18 protein-coding genes are annotated in these 16,705 nt (G+C 64.3%); 3 read left to right on the top strand and 15 right to left on the bottom strand.

Annotated elements, in window-relative coordinates:
• Positions 1–54: 54 nt before the first annotated feature.
• Both IVA82_RS29850 and IVA82_RS29855 read left to right on the top strand, forming a co-directional pair.
• Positions 55–249: a DUF3072 domain-containing protein gene (locus tag IVA82_RS29850; RefSeq protein WP_247383019.1), complete on the top strand. Its 195-nt coding sequence runs from the start codon at positions 55–57 to the stop codon at positions 247–249.
• Positions 250–339: 90 nt separating this feature from the next.
• The gene (locus IVA82_RS29855) at positions 340–657 is read left to right on the top strand and encodes a DUF6496 domain-containing protein (RefSeq protein ID WP_247383021.1); all 318 of its coding nucleotides are present in this window, start codon (positions 340–342) and stop codon (positions 655–657) included.
• A 6-nt stretch (positions 658–663) separates the two neighbouring features.
• On the opposite strand, the gene IVA82_RS29860 is transcribed toward IVA82_RS29855, so the two are convergent.
• The 11 genes from IVA82_RS29860 to IVA82_RS29910 all read right to left on the bottom strand — a co-directional run bounded on the left by IVA82_RS29860 (position 664) and on the right by IVA82_RS29910 (position 12,195).
• On the bottom strand, positions 664–1,026 hold the full coding sequence (locus IVA82_RS29860; RefSeq protein WP_247383022.1) for a hypothetical protein: 363 nt from the start codon (positions 1,024–1,026) through the stop codon (positions 664–666).
• Positions 1,027–1,299: 273 nt separating this feature from the next.
• A complete protein-coding gene (locus tag IVA82_RS29865; protein WP_247383023.1) occupies positions 1,300–2,838 on the bottom strand; it encodes a Do family serine endopeptidase in 1,539 nt (512 codons plus the stop codon).
• Positions 2,839–3,007: 169 nt separating this feature from the next.
• On the bottom strand, positions 3,008–3,214 hold the full coding sequence (locus IVA82_RS29870; protein ID WP_247383025.1) for a hypothetical protein: 207 nt from the start codon (positions 3,212–3,214) through the stop codon (positions 3,008–3,010).
• 228 nt (positions 3,215–3,442) lie between these two features.
• Complete coding sequence (gene rpe, locus IVA82_RS29875) at positions 3,443–4,180, bottom strand: ribulose-phosphate 3-epimerase (protein ID WP_247383027.1); 738 nt, start codon at positions 4,178–4,180, stop codon at positions 3,443–3,445.
• Positions 4,177–5,112: a CbbX protein gene (gene cbbX / locus IVA82_RS29880; protein WP_247383028.1), complete on the bottom strand. Its 936-nt coding sequence runs from the start codon at positions 5,110–5,112 to the stop codon at positions 4,177–4,179. The genes rpe and cbbX overlap by 4 nt, the downstream gene beginning before the upstream one ends.
• Before the next feature lie 98 nt (positions 5,113–5,210).
• Complete coding sequence (locus IVA82_RS29885; RefSeq protein WP_247383029.1) at positions 5,211–5,618, bottom strand: ribulose bisphosphate carboxylase small subunit; 408 nt, start codon at positions 5,616–5,618, stop codon at positions 5,211–5,213.
• An 11-nt stretch (positions 5,619–5,629) separates the two neighbouring features.
• Complete coding sequence (locus IVA82_RS29890; RefSeq protein WP_148741586.1) at positions 5,630–7,090, bottom strand: form I ribulose bisphosphate carboxylase large subunit; 1,461 nt, start codon at positions 7,088–7,090, stop codon at positions 5,630–5,632.
• 42 nt (positions 7,091–7,132) lie between these two features.
• Positions 7,133–8,218 carry a class II fructose-bisphosphate aldolase gene (gene fba, locus IVA82_RS29895; protein ID WP_247383030.1) on the bottom strand — a complete coding sequence of 362 codons (1,086 nt, stop codon included), beginning with the start codon at positions 8,216–8,218 and terminating at the stop codon, positions 7,133–7,135.
• 11 nt (positions 8,219–8,229) lie between these two features.
• Complete coding sequence (gene tkt, locus IVA82_RS29900) at positions 8,230–10,254, bottom strand: transketolase (protein ID WP_247383031.1); 2,025 nt, start codon at positions 10,252–10,254, stop codon at positions 8,230–8,232.
• A gap of 16 nt (positions 10,255–10,270) precedes the next feature.
• Complete coding sequence (locus IVA82_RS29905; protein WP_247383032.1) at positions 10,271–11,146, bottom strand: phosphoribulokinase; 876 nt, start codon at positions 11,144–11,146, stop codon at positions 10,271–10,273.
• Between the two features lie 11 nt (positions 11,147–11,157).
• Entirely contained in the window at positions 11,158–12,195 is a 1,038-nt protein-coding gene (locus IVA82_RS29910; RefSeq protein WP_247383033.1) for a class 1 fructose-bisphosphatase, read from the bottom strand.
• Between the two features lie 118 nt (positions 12,196–12,313).
• Here IVA82_RS29910 and IVA82_RS29915 point away from each other — a divergent pair, with 118 nt between their 5' ends.
• Positions 12,314–13,285, top strand: a complete 972-nt coding sequence (locus IVA82_RS29915) for a LysR family transcriptional regulator (protein ID WP_247383034.1) — start codon at positions 12,314–12,316, stop codon at positions 13,283–13,285.
• A gap of 303 nt (positions 13,286–13,588) precedes the next feature.
• On the opposite strand, the gene IVA82_RS29920 is transcribed toward IVA82_RS29915, so the two are convergent.
• From IVA82_RS29920 to IVA82_RS29935, 4 genes are all read right to left on the bottom strand, one after another.
• Positions 13,589–13,786, bottom strand: a complete 198-nt coding sequence (locus tag IVA82_RS29920) for a hypothetical protein (protein ID WP_247383037.1) — start codon at positions 13,784–13,786, stop codon at positions 13,589–13,591.
• 140 nt (positions 13,787–13,926) lie between these two features.
• The gene (locus IVA82_RS29925) at positions 13,927–14,346 is read right to left on the bottom strand and encodes a DUF4118 domain-containing protein (protein ID WP_247383038.1); all 420 of its coding nucleotides are present in this window, start codon (positions 14,344–14,346) and stop codon (positions 13,927–13,929) included.
• 135 nt (positions 14,347–14,481) lie between these two features.
• Entirely contained in the window at positions 14,482–15,675 is a 1,194-nt protein-coding gene (locus IVA82_RS29930) for an MFS transporter (RefSeq protein ID WP_247383041.1), read from the bottom strand.
• A gap of 50 nt (positions 15,676–15,725) precedes the next feature.
• On the bottom strand, positions 15,726–16,280 hold the full coding sequence (locus tag IVA82_RS29935) for a TetR/AcrR family transcriptional regulator (RefSeq protein ID WP_247383042.1): 555 nt from the start codon (positions 16,278–16,280) through the stop codon (positions 15,726–15,728).
• Positions 16,281–16,705 lie beyond the last annotated feature (425 nt).

Genomic DNA, 16,705 nt, shown 5'->3' on the forward strand with positions numbered 1-16,705 from the left:
TAGAACAAAATAAGAACATATAGTCAAGCCACGAATTCAGAACGGAGATGGGAAATGCAGATTCAGGTGCGGTACGACGCCAGGGCCGTGCTTTCGGAGCAGATGACGCGGACACAGGGGCTCAAGCTGAAGCGGCTCAGCGAAGAGACTTACCAGCCTGCACAATACGCGCGGGATCTGTCCTTCGCTGAAGCCGCGCGTCGCATCCAGGCACTGGAGGCGGAGATCGAGCTGGCGAATTCATTCTAGCCTGCCTGCTGCCTTGGCGTGTCGCAGGGCATGGTTTCGGAACCATGCCTGCTACGAACGGTTTTCCCCTCGGCCCAAGGGAGAACATTGATGGCACGCAAGGCAAAGAAGCGCCGCTACTCGCGCAGCTCCGGCAGTGATGTCGAAAGCGAGATGCGGCGCTACAAGAAGGGCACCGCAAAGAGTGGACGTGGCGGTCGTGGCGGACGCGTGAAGAACCGCAAGCAGGCGATCGCGATCGGCCTCTCGAAGGCGCGCAAGAAGGGCAAGAAGCTCCCGAAGAAAGCCTCGAAGCGGAAGACCGCCAAGAGAACGTCCAAGAGAACGTCGAAGAAGACATCCAAGAAGGCATCTAAGAAAACGTCCAAGAAGACGTCAAAGCGCAAATCCGCCAAGCGGTCGCGCTGACCGGCGTCAGATCATGCTGCCCGGCATGAAGCAACGGATCGATATCCCGAACGAGGTCTTGACCGGCCACACCATGGTGCGACCGGCACGGTTCGGCTCGGTGATGACAGCTTCATCGGGCACCTCGACCCACTGCCCATCGAGCCGCACGCGATAGTGCCCGTTGTGCGATTCCCAGTCGGGATCGGCGACGGCAAGCCCGTCCGCATCCGAGCAGCACGGACCGAGATGGCTGCGCAGGCTGTCGAACCACGGCTTGAGCGGAGAATCGGCGTAGCGGCCATCGTCGCGGCCCAAGGCGCTTCCGATCGACAGCACGAAGGGCGCGACGAGCAGCGCACTTCTCAGAAAGAGCTTCAATCGAACCATCTTCGGCACCGATCAAATGCGAACCGCCGGCCAGTTCCACAAAGCGGCCGGACGCTCGAAGTTCCATCCTTGCAACTCGCGCCGGTAGCTTCATTGCCGCCGAGCACATGCAACTCCCAAGTCTGATAAGCGAACGCGGCTTTTTCGGACGAACCTGTCATCATTCCTGCCGTTGACGAGAATGTTATCGGCACTCTCTGGGAAACTTGCGTGTCGACAGGAAAAGGCGGCCCGAAGACCGCCTTTTTGGACTTGTGCGGGTAGGCGTACGACTTACGCGAGCGGCACTGCGACGAATCGGGTCGCCTCCGCGTTCTTCACCTGCAACAACACGCTGCGCCTGCCGGACGATCTGGCCTGCGTCAGCTCGGAGCGGACGTCGCCAACACTGGCGACGGCCTTGCCGCCGACATTGAGGATGACGTCGCCGGTCTGGATGCCGCGCTGCGCGGCCGGACCTTGCGGATCGACCTCGGTCACCACGACGCCGTTCTGGCCGGCGCCCTGCACGTCGCCTGCGGGAGCCAGGCTGAGGCCAAGGCGCGGCGTGCCGGCGTCCGGCTGGACCTTGTCGTCATCGGTCTTTCCGTAGCCTTGGGCCGGCCGCTCCTTCGGCAGCTCGCCAAGCGCGAGCGTCATCGTCTTGCTCTCGCCCTCGTGCCAGACATCGAGCTTCACCGAGCTGCCCGGCGCCAATGTGGCGATGGTGCGGGCGAGATCGCGCGAGTCCTTGATCGCAGTGCCATTGACGGCCGTAATGACGTCGCCGGCCTCGATGCCGGCGTTCGCCGCCGGACTGCCACCTTGCGGATTGTCGACGATCGCGCCCCTTGCCTCCTTCAGGCCGATGCTGTCGGCAATATCCGCCGTCACGGGGTGCACCTGGACGCCAAGCCAGCCGCGGGTGACTGCGCCCTTGTCCTTCAGCTGCGCGATGACGAGCTTTGCGGTCGAGGCCGGAATGTCGAAGCCGATGCCGACCGAGCCGCCGGAGGGCGAGAAGATCGCGGTGTTCACGCCGATCACGTTGCCGGTCATATCGAAGGCCGGACCGCCTGAATTGCCCTTGTTGATGGGGGCGTCGATCTGGATGAAGTCGTCGTAGGGACCGTTGCCGATGTCGCGGCCGCTGGCCGAGACGATGCCGGCGGTCACAGTGCCGCCGAGGCCGAAGGGATTGCCGACCGCGACCACCCAGTCGCCGATCCGCGGCTTCTGGTCGGAGAATTTGACGAACGGGAAATCCTTCTTGCCATCGACCTTGATCAGCGCCAGATCGGTCTTCGGATCGGTGCCGATCACCTTCGCGGTGTAGATCGCGCCGTCGTCCGTCGTGATCTGCACGGACTGCGCATGGTCGACAACGTGGTTGTTGGTCACCGCATAGCCGTCAGCGGAGATGAAGAAGCCCGAGCCCTCGCCGGTGATCACCTGGTGACGCTGGCGCGGCACGCCGTTGGGGCCACGGAAACCAAGCTGCCGGGAGAACTGGTCGAACGGCGAATCCTCATCGGAGTTCATCCGGTTCTGTTGCAGCATCGCGCTCTTGTCGTTGTCCTGGTCGATTCTGACCCGCACCGAGATGACGGCAGGTTTGACCTTGGCAACGAGGTCGCCGAAGCCCGGCGGCGTTGCGGCGGCTTCCGCCGCCTGCGCCGGCGCAACGAAGGAGGTCGCACCGAACGGCGAAGGACCGGGAGAAGCAGCAAGCATCGCCACGCCGAGCGCGGCTACGGTGCCGAGCAGCGCAAGCCGGCGCGGCCTCAGAATCTTGCGGGACGTGCTGGTGTCGGAATTGACGCGGTCGGTCATGTCGAAATGTCCATGTTGGTGAAGGCGTCGCCTTGCACGCAACATGGGCGCTGGCACCTTACGGCGTCCCGTCCACGCGATTAAATCTTGGCAAAGGAGTCGCGGCCGCAATTTGCCGAGGCAGCGTCAGCGGTCCATACGGAAAAACACAAAAAACACAACAGTGCTGTCAAGCCGCGACCGGGGTCTCCCACGCTGCGACACCGCCCTCTTCGCGTTGCGCATTGCACGCGTCGAAATGCGCCTTCAGCGCGACCTCGGCAAGATACTCGAAGTGTTCGGCCTGACCAAGCAATTCCCAGTTCTGGAGCGGCCGGTAGGCCGCCTGCTGACGACAGAGGGACGCCAGCGCCCGGTAGCGACGTACGTTCTCCATGAGACCCTCCCTCGCGTTCACTGGCTTATCCTCCTGATTTGCGTCAGGCCGATGGCGGTTGTGCAAAACATTTGCTGCGAGCACGGCCCGCCTGATCGCAGTTAAGTTTTGAGAAACGCGCGTGAGGAATTTAGTTCCAATCGGCGCAGACTCTACACCGTGGAACATGGCTCGCCGGCCAGCGAGCTGGGCGTAGAGCCGGCGCTCGCCGTTCATAGCTGCCGTAGTCTACCGGAGGCGCGCGCTTTCGCCGGCGCGCATCGGCTGCGTGGAACTAGGTTGCAGCTTGCGAACCCGGCCGGCCTCGGCGGCGAGGCGGATGGCTGCGATGTTGCCGGCATAGTCGGCACTGCCGTTGCCGCGAAACACGGCCGAACCCGCTACCAGCGTATCGGCGCCCGCGGCGGCAACGGCAGCGGCATTGTCGCGCGTGATGCCGCCATCGACCTCGAGCCGGATCGGCCGGTCGCCGATCATCGTTCGAATGCGCCTGATCTTCTCAAGCTGGGATTCGAGAAAGGACTGGCCGCCAAAGCCCGGATTGACCGTCATCACCAATACGACGTCGACGCGGTCAAGCACATATTCGATCGCGTGTTCCGGGGTCGCCGGGCACAGGCTGACACCGGCCTGCTTGCCGAGCGCGCGAATGGCCTGGAGCGAGCGGTCGAGATGGACACCGGCTTCGGCATGCACGGTGATGACATCGGCGCCCGCCTTCGCGAAGGCCTCCAGATAAGGATCGACCGGCGCGATCATGAGATGGACGTCGAAGACCTTCTTCGTCAGCGGCCGGATCGCCTTGATGACGTCGGCGCCATAGCTGATGTTCGGCACGAAGTGTCCGTCCATCACGTCGCAATGGATCCAGTCGGCGCCGGCCGCATCGATGGCTGCGATCTCCTCGCCGAGACGTGCGAAATCCGCAGCCAGGATCGACGGCGCAATGAAAATCTCTCTGGTCATGGCTTTGCACTCCGGACATCGGCACCGCCGCTGAAGACGCGGCTCGCCAGCACGTCGGCGGGATCGATCCTTTCAAGGTCGGCGACATCAAGCATGCGGTCGAGATCGGAGACCAGCCGATCGGCCTGTCGCAAGCGGATGCGGTCGACCGCGTTGCGGATCGAGCGCGCATTGGAGAAGAACGGCTGGGTCCGGCGCAATTCGATGTATTTCTCGAAGGCCTCGCGCGCGGCGGCCGAGAAGCGATAACCGCGCTCCCTGAGCATCAGCTCCGCGATGACGAGAAGCTCGGCCTCCCCATAGTCCGGAAAGTCAATATGATGCGCGATGCGCGAGCGGAAGCCGGGATTGCTGGCGAAGAAGCTCGTCATCCGCTCGCCATAGCCCGCAAGAATCACGACGAGGTCCTCGCGCTGGTTCTCCATGACCTGGAGCAGGATCTCGATCGCCTCCTGGCCGTAGTCGCGCTCGTTGTCGGGCCGATGCAGGTAATAGGCCTCGTCGATGAAGAGCACGCCGCCCATCGCCTTCTTCAATATCTCTTTTGTTTTCGGCGCGGTATGGCCGATATATTGGCCGACGAGATCGTCGCGCGTCACCGAGATCACCTGCCCGCGCCGCACGAAGCCGAGGCCGTGCAGAATTTTCGCCATGCGCAGCGCCACGGTGGTCTTGCCCGTGCCGGGATTGCCCGTGAATGACATGTGCAGCGTCGGCGGCGCAGAGGCCAAGCCCGCACGCTGGCGAATGCGTTCGATCAGCAGCAGCGAGGCGATCTGGCGTACGCGGTTCTTGACCGGCCTCAAGCCGACCAGCTCCTGCTCGAGCTGCTGCAGCGTATCCGTGATTCCGGCCGCTTCAGCTTCCTTGCGGAGATCGAACCTGGTCTCGCCGCCGCCTTCAGTGGTCGTTGCATGGGGCACATCAAGCATCGGCACCTCGAAGAAAAGGGCTTCGCCGCGGGGAAGCGGCGAAGCAGTGGTCCGCCAAGGATACGGAGCAGGGAGTGCTCCGCGCGGAAAGGAAACGTCTATTGCGAGGCGTGGGCCGCCGGCTTTCGCACAGTGGTGTACCGGATCGCGCGCCCGCCAACCTCTTGCCGCACCAGCTCGAACTCGGCCTCCTGCGGCGGGCGGTTGACCAGGAAGGAGATCCGCACCGATTCCCAGCCATGGCTGGAGTCGAAGCCGCTGATACGGATGTAACGGTCGCCGTACACCCGGCGGCACTCGGCGAGCTCCATCATCACGCCGGCGGCGTCCTGGAGATCGAACATCGGCAGACCCCACATCTCCCAATAAGTGTTGCGGGGATGCGGATCGTCGGTGAATTCGATGTTCACCGCCCAGCCATTGGCCAGGCAATATTGCACCTGCTTTGTGATCTGGTCGTCGGTCAGATCGGGCAGGAACGAGAAGCAGCCTTGCGTCAGTTTCATCTCATGTCTCCTCAAACGGTTTCCAACGCTGTCGGCACGAAGTCCGGCGTGTCGGTGGATTGATAGTTGAAAGTGACGTCCTTCCAGACCTCGAGCGCTGCCTTCAGCGGCGTGCAGGTCTCGGCCGCCCTGGCCAGGATCTCCGGACCTTCATGGACGTAGTCGCGGCCCTCGTTGCGCGCGAGGATCATCGCCTCCAGGGCGACGCGATTGGCGATCGCGCCGGCCGCAATCCCCATGGGGTGGCCGATGGTGCCGCCGCCGAACTGGAGCACCACGTCCTCCCCTAACAGGTCGAGCAGTTGATGCATCTGGCCGGCATGGATGCCGCCCGACGCCACCGGCATCATCTTGTTCAGACTCGCCCAGGACTGGTCGAAAAACAGGCCGTGCTCGAGCTTCATCGGATTGAAGTCCTCGCGGCAGACGTCGTAATAGCCGCGCGTGGTGTTGGGATCGCCCTCGAGCTTGCCGACCACCGTGCCGGCATGGATGTGGTCAACGCCGGCAAGCCGCATCCATTTGGCGATGACGCGAAATGACACGCCGTGGCTCTTCTGCCGCGTATAGGTCGAGTGGCCGGCACGGTGCAGATGCAGGATCATGTCGTTACGGCGCGCCCATTTCGCCATCGACTGGATCGCGGTGTAGCCGATCACGAGATCGATCATGACGATGCACGATCCGAGCTCCTTGGCGAATTCCGCACGCTCGTACATGTCCTCCATGGTCCCGGCGGTGATGTTGAGATAGGTTCCCTTCACCTCGCCCGAGGCGGCCTGCGCACGGTTCACGGCTTCCATGCAATAGAGGAAGCGATCACGCCAGTGCATGAACGGCTGCGAGTTGATGTTCTCGTCGTCCTTGGTGAAATCGAGCCCGCCCTTCAGCGCCTCGTAGACCACGCGGCCGTAATTGCGGCCGGACAGGCCGAGCTTTGGCTTGATCGTCGCGCCCAGCAGCGGCCGGCCGAACTTGTCGAGCCGCTCGCGCTCAACCACGATGCCGGTCGCCGGCCCCTGGAACGTCTTCACATAGGCGACCGGAAAACGCATGTCCTCGAGGCGCAGCGCCTTCAGCGGCTTGAAGCCGAAGACGTTGCCAATGATCGAGGCGGAGAGGTTGGCGATCGAGCCGGACTCGAACAGGTCGAGGTCATAAGCGATGTAGGCAAAATATGAATCCGGCGAGCCCGGCACGGGATCGACGCGATAGCACTTTGCCCGATATTTCTCCGCCGCCGTCAGGCGGTCGGTCCACACCACCGTCCAGGTTGCAGTCGAGGATTCGCCGGCGACCGCAGCGGATGCTTCGATCGGGTCGACCCCCTCCTGCGGCGTCACGCGGAACAGCGCTATGACGTCGGTGTCCTTCGGCACGTAGTCGGGCTCCCAGTAGCCCATGCGCTTGTATTCCATGACGCCCGAGCGATAGCGCTCCTTGCCGCGGACCGTGCCGGTATGTGCGTTCATGACTGTCTCCTTGTTTCTCTCTCTTCTGCTCTTCTGAATGGCTCAGGCCGCGACGGGTTCGCGCTCGTCGATCCGCGGGTCGAATTCGCCGGCGCGGTAGCGCCGCGCCATCTCGCTCATCGGGACCACCTTGATCTTGCCGGCATGACCCGCGGTACCGAACTGCTCGAAACGTTCGCGGCACAGAACGCGCATCGCATCCATCGCGGGTTTGAGGAACTTTCGCGGATCGAATTCGGATGGCGCCTGCGCGGCAACCTTGCGGAAGACCGCCGTCATCGCCAGCCGGCAGTCGGTATCGATATTGACCTTGCGCACGCCGCTCTTGATGCCGCGGACGATCTCCTCCACCGGCACGCCCCAGGTCTGCGGCATCTCGCCACCGAACTGGTTGAACATGTCCTGCAGCGGCTGCGGCACCGAGGATGAGCCGTGCATCACAAGGTGCGTGTTCGGCAGCCGGCGATGGATCTCCTCGACAACCCGCATCGCCAGGATGTCACCATCCGGCTTGCGGCTGAACTTGTAGGCGCCGTGCGAGGTGCCCATCGCAATAGCAAGCGCATCGACTTTAGTTGCCCGGACGAAGTCGACGGCCTGGTCGGGATCGGTCAGCAACTGGTCGTGACTGACCTTGCCTTCGACACCGTGACCGTCCTCCTGCTCGCCGCCGCCGTGCTCGAGCGAACCGAGCACGCCGAGCTCGCCCTCGACCGACGCGCCGACCCAATGGGCGAGATCGACGACGCGGCGGGTGATCGCGACGTTGTAGTCGTAATCGGCGGCCGTCTTGGCATCGGCCTTGAGCGAGCCGTCCATCATCACCGAGGTGAATCCGTGCGCGATGGCGGATGCGCAGGTCGCCTCGTCATTGCCGTGGTCCTGGTGCATGCACAGGGGAATGTCCGGATAGGTCCGCTCCAGCGCATCGATCATGTGCGAGAGCATGAGATCGCCGGCATAGCTGCGAGCGCCACGCGAGGCCTGGATGATCACGGGCGCATCGACCTCGGCCGCAGCCTGCATGATCGCGATCCCCTGCTCCATATTGTTGATGTTGAACGCCGGCACCGCGTAGCCATGGTGAGCTGCATGATCGAGCAATTGCCGAAGGGTGATACGTGCCACGGGATGTCCTCCTATTGTGTCTTGCCTGCGCGGGCGATCGCCCGCCGGGCGGCGTCCGCGATGCCTTGCGAGGTGATGCCGAATTCGCGGTAGAGCACGGGCGCCGGCGCCGAGGCGCCGAAGCCGCGCATGCCGACGAACTCACCATCGGCACCGAGCCAGCGTGGCCAGTCGCCAAGAACGGCGGCCTCGATGCCGATGCGCGGCGCGGCGCCGAGAACTTCGGCGCGGTAGTCCTCCGACTGCTCCTCGAATAGGGCGAAGCAAGGCGCGGAGACCACGGCCGCGCGGACGTGTTCGGTCGCAAGCAGGCGGGCCGCTTCCAGCGCAATCGACACTTCCGAGCCGGTCGCGATCAGCGTCACGTCACGGCCGCCATCCGGCGTGACCAGGAGATAGGCACCACGCGCCACGCGATTCCTGCCGCGTGCATCGCTGCGGAAGGTCGGCAATGCCTGGCGCGACAGACATAGCACGGACGGACGATCCTCGGCCCCAAGCGCGCAGTCCCAGGCTTCCAGCGTTTCCACCGCATCAGCAGGACGGAACACCAGCAGATTTGGAATCACCCGCAGCGCCGCGAGATGCTCGACCGGCTGATGTGTCGGTCCGTCCTCGCCAAGCCCGATGGAATCATGGGTCATCACGTGGATCACGCGGATCCGCATCAAGGCCGCAAGCCGGATCGCCGGCCGGCTGTAGTCGGAGAAGGCGAGGAAGGTGCCGCCATAGGGAATGAACCCGCCATGGAGCGCGAGGCCGTTCATCGCGGCCGCCATGCCGTGCTCGCGGATTCCGTAGTGGATGTAGTCACCTGCGAATGCGGCGCGCGTGACGGGCGTCTGCACCTTGGCGTGCGTCAGGTTCGAGTGGGTCAGGTCCGCCGAGCCACCGACCAGGCCGGGGATTGTCCCGGCGATACCGTCGAGCACCTGTTGCGAGGCCTGCCGGGTCGCCAGCTTCGGACGCTCGGTGGCAAAGCGCTCGCGCAATTTCGCCGCGGCTAGCGCATAAGCGGCGGGAAGCGCAACTGCCTTGCCCTCGATGAACAGGTCGCGCTGCTCGGGCGCCGCGCATTCATAGCGATCGAGCCAGGCCAGGCGCGCCACTTGTCCGCGCTGGCCGACCATCCGCCACGCTTTCAGGATCGGGATCGGCACCACGAAGGGCTGGTAGTCCCAGCCGAGCGTTCGCCGCGCCGCCGCCGTCTGTTCGGGACCGAGCGGAGCGCCATGCGCCTTCTCGGTGCCCTGGCGATCCGGCGCGCCATAGCCGATGATAGTGCGACAGGCGATCAGTGACGGCCGTGAGGTTTCACGTTCTTCGGCAATCGCCTGCGCGATCGCCTCGGGATCGTGCCCGTCGATGCGGCGCACCGACCAGCCGGAGGCGGCGAAGCGCGCGAGCTGGTCGTCCGATGTCGCGAGCGAGGTCGGCCCGTCGATCGAGATGCCGTTGTCGTCGAACAGCACGATCAGCCGGGACAATTGCAGATGCCCCGCCAGCGAGATCGCCTCCTGGCTGATGCCCTCCATCAGGCAGCCGTCGCCGGCGATCACATAGGTGAAATGATCGACCAGACCATCGCCGTGCCGCGCATTGGCTATCCGCTCGGCGAGCGCCATGCCGACGGCGGTCGCGATCCCCTGCCCCAGCGGCCCCGTCGTGGTCTCGATGCCCGGCGTGTGGCCGTATTCCGGATGGCCCGGCGTCTTCGAGCCCCACTGCCGGAACGCCCTGATGTCGTCGAGGCTGACATCGCCCCCGGTGAGATGGAGCAGCGCGTAGAGCAGCATCGAGCCGTGGCCCGCGGACAGTACGAAGCGATCCCGGTCCGGCCAGTTCGGATGCGCCGAGTCGAATTTCAGGAAGCGCGAGACCAGCACGGTCGCGACGTCGGCCATGCCCATCGGCAAGCCGGGATGGCCGGACTGCGAGGTCTCGATGGCATCGATCGCAAGGAAGCGGACCGCGTTGGCGAGATCGTTGTGGCTGACCGCATAGAGGTCGGCTTCGGCGTGGACGGAGATGTTCATCGGATTCTCCCCTTGTTCACTTCAAATTTCGCTTGCGCTCGATCAGCTGCATGATCAGCGGCGTCAGGATGAGCTGCATTGCAAGGTCGAGCTTCGCGCCCGGGCACACGATGGAGTTCGCGCGCGACATGAAGCTGTGCGGCAGCATCGAGAGCAGATAGGGAAAGTCGATGCCGCGCGGGTTCTTGAAACGGATCACGACCATCGATTCGTCCGGCGTCGGAATCCAGCGCGCGATGAACGGATTTGAAGTGTCAACCGTCGGCACGCGTTGGAAGTTGATGTCGGTGTCGGTGAATTGCGGACAGATGTAGTGGATGTAGTCCGGCATACGCCGCAAAATGGTGTCGGTGACGGCTTCGGTCGAATAGCCCCGGGCGCTGCGGTCGCGGTGCAGCTTCTGGATCCACTCGAGATTGATGACGGGCACCACCCCGATCTTGAGGTCGGCGTAGCGCGCGACATTGACCTTGTCGGTGACGACGGCGCCGTGCAGACCTTCGTAGAACAGCAGATCCGAGTTTTCGGGCAGCCGCTTCCATTCGGTGAAGGTGCCGGGAGGCGCGCCGTGCAAGGCGGATTCTTCGGCGTCATGGACGTAGTGCCGCGTCGTCGCAGTGCCGGTCTCGCCATAGTCGCGGAACGCGCGCTCCAGTTCCTCGAACAGATTGGTCTCGGGGCTGAAATGACTGAAATGCTTGTTGCCGCGCTCGGCCTCCTTGGCCATCTGCGTGCGCATTTCGGTGCGGTCGTAGCGATGAAACGCGTCACCCTCGATGTAGACGGCGTTGACGCGTTCGCGGAAGAATATCTGCTCAAACGTCTTCTTGACCGAGGTCGTGCCCGCGCCGGAGGAGCCGGTGATGGAAATGATCGGATGCTTCCTGGACATGTCCTATCTCCTCAAAGCCGGAAGAAACCGCGCCGCGCGAACAAGGGCGCGGAGACGCTTGCGACCAGCAGCGGGTCACAATGCAATTCTGCGACGCGCTGCACCGCATTGCTCGATCCCATGATCAGCGGCACGCGCTGGTGCAGGCTTTCCGCTGACAGCTCGAGGATGCGCTCGCGCCCGGTCGAGGCGGAGCCGCCGGCCTGCTCGATGATCATGGCCATCGGGTGCGCCTCGTAGGTGAGGCGCAGGCGGCCATCGCCATAGCCGGGGCGCGCGTCGGACGGATAGAGAAAGACACCGCCGCGGGTGAGAATGCGATAGGCCTCCGCGACCAGCGAGCCGATCCAGCGCATGTTGAAATCATGGTTGGCCGGCCCGTCGACCCCGGCGAGGCACTCGTCCACGAAGGCACGCACCGGCGGATCCCAATGCCGGCGGTTGGAGCCGTTGATCGCGAACTCGTCGCAGGCCTCGGAAATCTGCACGGCGCTGCGCACCAGACGGAAGCCGCCGGACCTGCGGTCGTACGTGAAGATGTCGACGCCGTCACCGAGGGTCAGCACCAACGAGGTCTGTGGGCCGTAGGTGACGAATCCCGCCGCAAGCTGTGCCGAGCCGCGCTGACGAAAGGCGAGCGAGAGATCGTCCGGCGCCGGCAGGATCGAGAAGATCGTGCCGACGGTCATGTTGATGTCGATGTTGGAAGAGCCGTCGAGCGGATCGAAGGCGACGCAGATCTTCGCGTCGCGGTCGCCGAACTGTGGCTCGCGCATCTCCTCCGAGGCGAGCGCCGCAATCGGCAACTTGCCGAGGTAGCGGCGAAGGATCGCATCCGCCTGGACGTCGAGGTTACACTGGAGATCGCCGTCGCTGTTGCGCCCGGTCGTGAAGCCCGATGCGTCTGCGAGATCTCCGGTACCGATCAGGTCGGCGATCTCGATTGCGGCCGCCGCGATGGCATCGACCGCGGCTGCAACCGCCAGCGCGTGGGGTGCGGTCTCGGAATACCGCTGAAGGTGGTCGTCCAGCCTGAGTTGCCCGGTCATGTGCGTCCATCCCTTGCTGGCGCCGTCTCCAGTTCCCTCCCTGGCGGAGGTTGGTATGGTCCGTCCCAGCATCAGGAGATTGACAGGGATGGCTTAATAAGGAAAATTTCTAATCATAATGAGCGCCAAAGAATTATCTTATAATACCCGCCTGGTGGCGCAGCTCCGGCATCTCACGATCCGGCAGCTGCGTTCGCTTGTGGCGCTCTCGGCCAAGGGCAGCGTCACAGCGGCCTCGAGCCATCTGGGGCTGACGCAGCCGGCGGTCACCCAGCAGCTGCGCCAGCTTCAGGATCTCGCAGGCCTGCCGCTGGTGCAGCGGACCGGCGACGGCATGCTGCTGACGGAGGCAGGCAGGGAGGTTCTCACGCTCGCCGAGCGCGTCGAAGCCGCAATCGCTGACTGCCAGGGCGCGCTCGACCTGCTCGCCGGGCGAACCGGCGGCACGGTGCATCTCGGCGCGGTCTCGACCGCAAAATATTTCGTGCCGCACGCGATAGCGGCATTCTCGAAGCGGTATCCGAAGATCGAGATCAAGCTGACCATCGGCAATCGCGAGGAGATCCGCGAGGCCATGCACGGCTATGACCTCGACTTGGCCGTGATGGGTCGGCCACCGGCCGACGTCAGCGTCGACGTCCGCCAGCTCGGGCGCAATCCGCACATCATCGTCGCCCGCAAGGGGCACTGGCTGGAGAAGGATGCCGGCCTCAGCCTGACCGACCTCGTGCACGAAACCTTCCTCACCCGCGAGCCGGGATCAGGCACGCGCACGCTGATGGAGGGCATGTTCCAGAAGTCGGATCTGGAGCCGATCATCGGCATGGAGATGAGCAGCAACGAGACCATCAAGCAGGCGGTGATCGCCGGACTCGGCGTCGCCTTCATCTCGGCCCACACCGTCGCGCATGAGCTCACTGAGGGCCGGCTCATCGTGCTCGATGTCGCGGGCCTGCCTATCGTGCGGCAATGGTACGTGATCCGCCGCAGCGACAAGGTGCTGCTGCCGCCGGCGCAGGCGATGTTTGATTTTCTGGGCTCGGAGGGCTCGAACTATCTGCCCGAGGTGCCCGAATTCGGCGGGCGATAGCTCGCCGGCGTTCAGCCCATCAGTTTCATCGCGACCGTCGCGGCCAGGATGACGATGATCTGGAGCAAACGCTCGGTCGTGAAGATGCGGTTGAAGGTGGTCATCGCGTGCCCCCGGGCCGACGTAAATATCGTGGTCAGCGCCTTGCTAGCACACACAAGCACCGAGACAACTCCGTAGTTGCCACCGTCTGCCTGGATCCGCCCGCTCGCGAGCCTTGCACAGCACGGTTTCCGGTAGAGGCGGACAACCCACCACGCAAGATCAGGTCCGCGCCTGTACGACCGCGGCGATGGTTAACGATCAGGCAGCGAACTGGACGGCGTGATCCGCGCGGCCGGCGAAATAGGCTTCCAGCTCCCTCAGCGCCCGTGCTTCCCATTCCCCGGCCTGCTCCAGAAGCGACCAGCTCTGGCTCGGCCGAAAGACGGCGGTCTGGCGATAGAGCGATGCGATCCCGCGATAGCGGCGCACGTTCTCCAAAATGGCCTGGCCGTTCATGTTTCGAAAACTCCCTCGTCATTCCCGCGGGAGAACTTGCGGCCAAATCTTTTTCGAAAAGTTAGCGGCGCAGGGCGAGCGCGCAAATGGTTGCCGGACTGTTGCGCCGACGCAACGCGCCCCGCTCGCGCCCGGCCCTTTTATTGCGAATTCGTTGCCGCGCTCTCGCCAGACGGCCTCAAGCCGCCGCGGCTGATGATCGCCATGGTCTCGCGACAGAGATCGGCAAGGCCGATCAGCAGCACGGCGAGCAGGAAGAACAGGTTGATGGAATCGGTATTGGCGCTGGTCAGCGCATTGAACTCGAAGAACGGCGGCATGAATGCCCACCACACCACCGGAACGGTGAGGAGCGCCGCGAATACCGCGGCCGGCGCGCCGGCCAGAATTCCCACCACGAAGATACTGGGCAGGAAGGTCGCGAAATAAAGTTTGGCGCCGAGCACGACGCAGATGCCCTGAACCGAGGCCGACACGGCCACGATCGCAAATCCGAGCACGAACGCCTGCCACCCCCACGGCCGTACCCGCGGTACGCCGAACAGTCCCGCACGCTCCATAAGCCTCCCCTGCCACCTGTTGACCAGGCCCGATTACGACCAAAGTACAACAGCGGCGGGCAAATCGCGAGGCGGAAATCGCAGCCACGAGGTCTTGGTAAACGGCCCGGCGCACACCGTGTTTGCCCCAGCTTGCTACTCGGTCGCGGCATACAGCAAGCCCACGACCGGCAAGGCGAGGCCGATCCCCGATGCCAGCGTCCAGCCGCCTTGGACGAAAGCCCACGCGCCGAGCGCGGAGCCTGCAGCGCCGGCGGCGAAGAACGTCGCCATGTAGAGGCCGTTGAGGCGGCTGCGGTGCGCGTGCCCGAGCCCGAAGATGGCGCGAAAGCCCAGCACGACATTGCCCTGCACGCCGAAATCGATGGCGATGGCGGCGACAAACAGGCAGGCGAGATTGAACGCCGATCCGGCCGCGCCGAGATACGTAATCAGGAAGCCCACGGCGACGAGCAGCATCGCAACCAGGGTTGCCACGCGGCTATGACCGTGATCGGCCAGCCGTCCCGCGATCGGCGCCGCAAATACGCCAGCGACGCCGGCGAGTGCGAACAGCGCGATGCCGCGCTGGGTGAAGCCGAATGCGCTCGCGAGTTGGAGCGGCGCCACGGTCCAGAACAGCGTGAAGGCGCCGAACAGGCTGGCCTGATAGAGCGCGCGGCGCCGCAGCAGCGGCGTGGTGCGCACCAGATGCGGCATCGACAGCAGCAACTCGCCATAGTGCATGCGCGCCACCGGCTTGCGCTTGGGCAGGGTCATCCAGAGCGCTGCGGCAAGCGCGATCATCAGCGCCGCCGAGCCGAAGAACACAGCGTGCCACGACAGGGCCGCGGTGACGAAGCTCGACACCGGGCGCGCCAGCATGATGCCGAGCATCAGGCCGGTCGAGACGTTGCCGACGACGCGGCCGCGGATGGCTTCCGGCGCCAGATGCGCCGCATAGGGGATAATGATCTGCACCGCGACCGAGCCGAGCCCGATGAATAATGCGGCGATCAAGAACGGCAACGCATGGGTGGCGAACGCGGCGGCAAGCAGCGCCGCGGCACCGAGCGTGATGACGGAGCAGATCAGCGTGCGGTTCTCGACGAGATCGCCGAGCGGCACGATCAGCAGAAGCCCGGTGCCGTAGCCGATCTGCGTCATGGTGACGATCAGCCCCGCCGCGGCATGCGACAGGCCGAGCGCGGCGCTGATCGGACCGATCAGCGGCTGGGCATAGTAGATGTTGGCGGCGACCATGCCACAGGCCGCGGCCAGCACGAAGGTCAGTCGCTGCGACACCGCGTCCGGCTCGGGCGCGGTCTCGATCGTGGCATTCATCGTCATTTGCGGGACTCCATAGATAGGGAACATTTATTCCCTAATATGACAAGAATTCAGGCGAGCAGCTTCATCGCGACGCCGACCAGGCGCTCGCCATCGAGCGGCAGGCGCGCCTTGCCGACGACGCGCAGGCCCTGCGTGATGCAGATCATCAGCCGCGCGGTGTCGTCGGCTTCGACATGGCGGGGGATAGAGCCGTCAGCCTGGCCCTCGCGAATGAGGCCGGCGATGAAGCTTTCGTTGGTCTTGAGCTGCGAATTGACGCGCGCCCCGACCACCGGATCGAGCGCGGAGAGCTCGACCGCGCTGCCGACCACGAGACAGCCGCGCCGCCCCTCGCTGCCCTGGGAGTGCTCGACATAGGACAGCAGCACGTGACGCAGCCGCTCCCGCCCATTGGTGCCCTTCGCCGCGGCATTGCGGGTCTGCTCCTGGCGCAGCGCGACGTAGCGCTCCAAGGCTGCGAGGAACACGGCATGCTTGTCACGAAACGCCTTGTAGACGCTGCCGGTCGCAAGCCGCATCGCCGCGGTGAGGTCGCCGATCGAGGTGGCATGATAACCGCGCTCGCGAAACACCCGCACGGCCCTGTCCAGCGCAGTGTCCATGTCGAACTCGCGGGGACGCCCGGGCGGACGGGCAACAGGCAGGGATCGGCGGGCGGCCTTTTGCATCGCGGAAGGATAGGGAATGATCGTTTCCGAATCAAGGCAATTGGTTGTGATGTTGAGAAACTTTGGGTGTGTCGCCCAACTTCGTGACTTCCTCGGACCGAAGCTTCATATTTCGTCATCCTGAGGTGCGAGCCTTGCGATGCAGAGAATCGCAGAGCGAGCCTCGAAGGATGAACGGCCGAGATGCAGCCGGGCCGTCGCCCTTCGAGGCTTGCTCTGCGGCGCGATGCGCCGCAGAGCGCGCACCTCAGAGGGTGTGATTTTTTGACTGTGGAGCAAGCAAATCTAACCTGTGGCCGATGGATGTGATTCTCTGGCGATGATGGATTCGCGGGAGGTGACGTTGGCTGCCGATGAGT

Origin of the sequence: Bradyrhizobium sp. 142 (assembly GCF_023074015.1) — a bacterium.
Lineage (GTDB): Bacteria > Pseudomonadota > Alphaproteobacteria > Rhizobiales > Xanthobacteraceae > Bradyrhizobium.

Coding starts and splice junctions, on each gene's coding strand:
- IVA82_RS29850 (WP_247383019.1), top strand. CDS start 55: ATGCAGATTCAGGTGCGGTACGACGCCAGGGCCGTGCTTTCGGAGCAG.
- IVA82_RS29855 (WP_247383021.1), top strand. CDS start 340: ATGGCACGCAAGGCAAAGAAGCGCCGCTACTCGCGCAGCTCCGGCAGT.
- IVA82_RS29860 (WP_247383022.1), bottom strand. CDS start 1,026: ATGGTTCGATTGAAGCTCTTTCTGAGAAGTGCGCTGCTCGTCGCGCCC.
- IVA82_RS29865 (WP_247383023.1), bottom strand. CDS start 2,838: ATGACCGACCGCGTCAATTCCGACACCAGCACGTCCCGCAAGATTCTG.
- IVA82_RS29870 (WP_247383025.1), bottom strand. CDS start 3,214: ATGGAGAACGTACGTCGCTACCGGGCGCTGGCGTCCCTCTGTCGTCAG.
- rpe (WP_247383027.1), bottom strand. CDS start 4,180: ATGACCAGAGAGATTTTCATTGCGCCGTCGATCCTGGCTGCGGATTTC.
- cbbX (WP_247383028.1), bottom strand. CDS start 5,112: ATGCTTGATGTGCCCCATGCAACGACCACTGAAGGCGGCGGCGAGACC.
- IVA82_RS29885 (WP_247383029.1), bottom strand. CDS start 5,618: ATGAAACTGACGCAAGGCTGCTTCTCGTTCCTGCCCGATCTGACCGAC.
- IVA82_RS29890 (WP_148741586.1), bottom strand. CDS start 7,090: ATGAACGCACATACCGGCACGGTCCGCGGCAAGGAGCGCTATCGCTCG.
- tkt (WP_247383031.1), bottom strand. CDS start 10,254: ATGAACATCTCCGTCCACGCCGAAGCCGACCTCTATGCGGTCAGCCAC.
- IVA82_RS29905 (WP_247383032.1), bottom strand. CDS start 11,146: ATGTCCAGGAAGCATCCGATCATTTCCATCACCGGCTCCTCCGGCGCG.
- IVA82_RS29910 (WP_247383033.1), bottom strand. CDS start 12,195: ATGACCGGGCAACTCAGGCTGGACGACCACCTTCAGCGGTATTCCGAG.
- IVA82_RS29915 (WP_247383034.1), top strand. CDS start 12,314: ATGAGCGCCAAAGAATTATCTTATAATACCCGCCTGGTGGCGCAGCTC.
- IVA82_RS29920 (WP_247383037.1), bottom strand. CDS start 13,786: ATGAACGGCCAGGCCATTTTGGAGAACGTGCGCCGCTATCGCGGGATC.
- IVA82_RS29925 (WP_247383038.1), bottom strand. CDS start 14,346: ATGGAGCGTGCGGGACTGTTCGGCGTACCGCGGGTACGGCCGTGGGGG.
- IVA82_RS29930 (WP_247383041.1), bottom strand. CDS start 15,675: ATGACGATGAATGCCACGATCGAGACCGCGCCCGAGCCGGACGCGGTG.
- IVA82_RS29935 (WP_247383042.1), bottom strand. CDS start 16,280: ATGGACACTGCGCTGGACAGGGCCGTGCGGGTGTTTCGCGAGCGCGGT.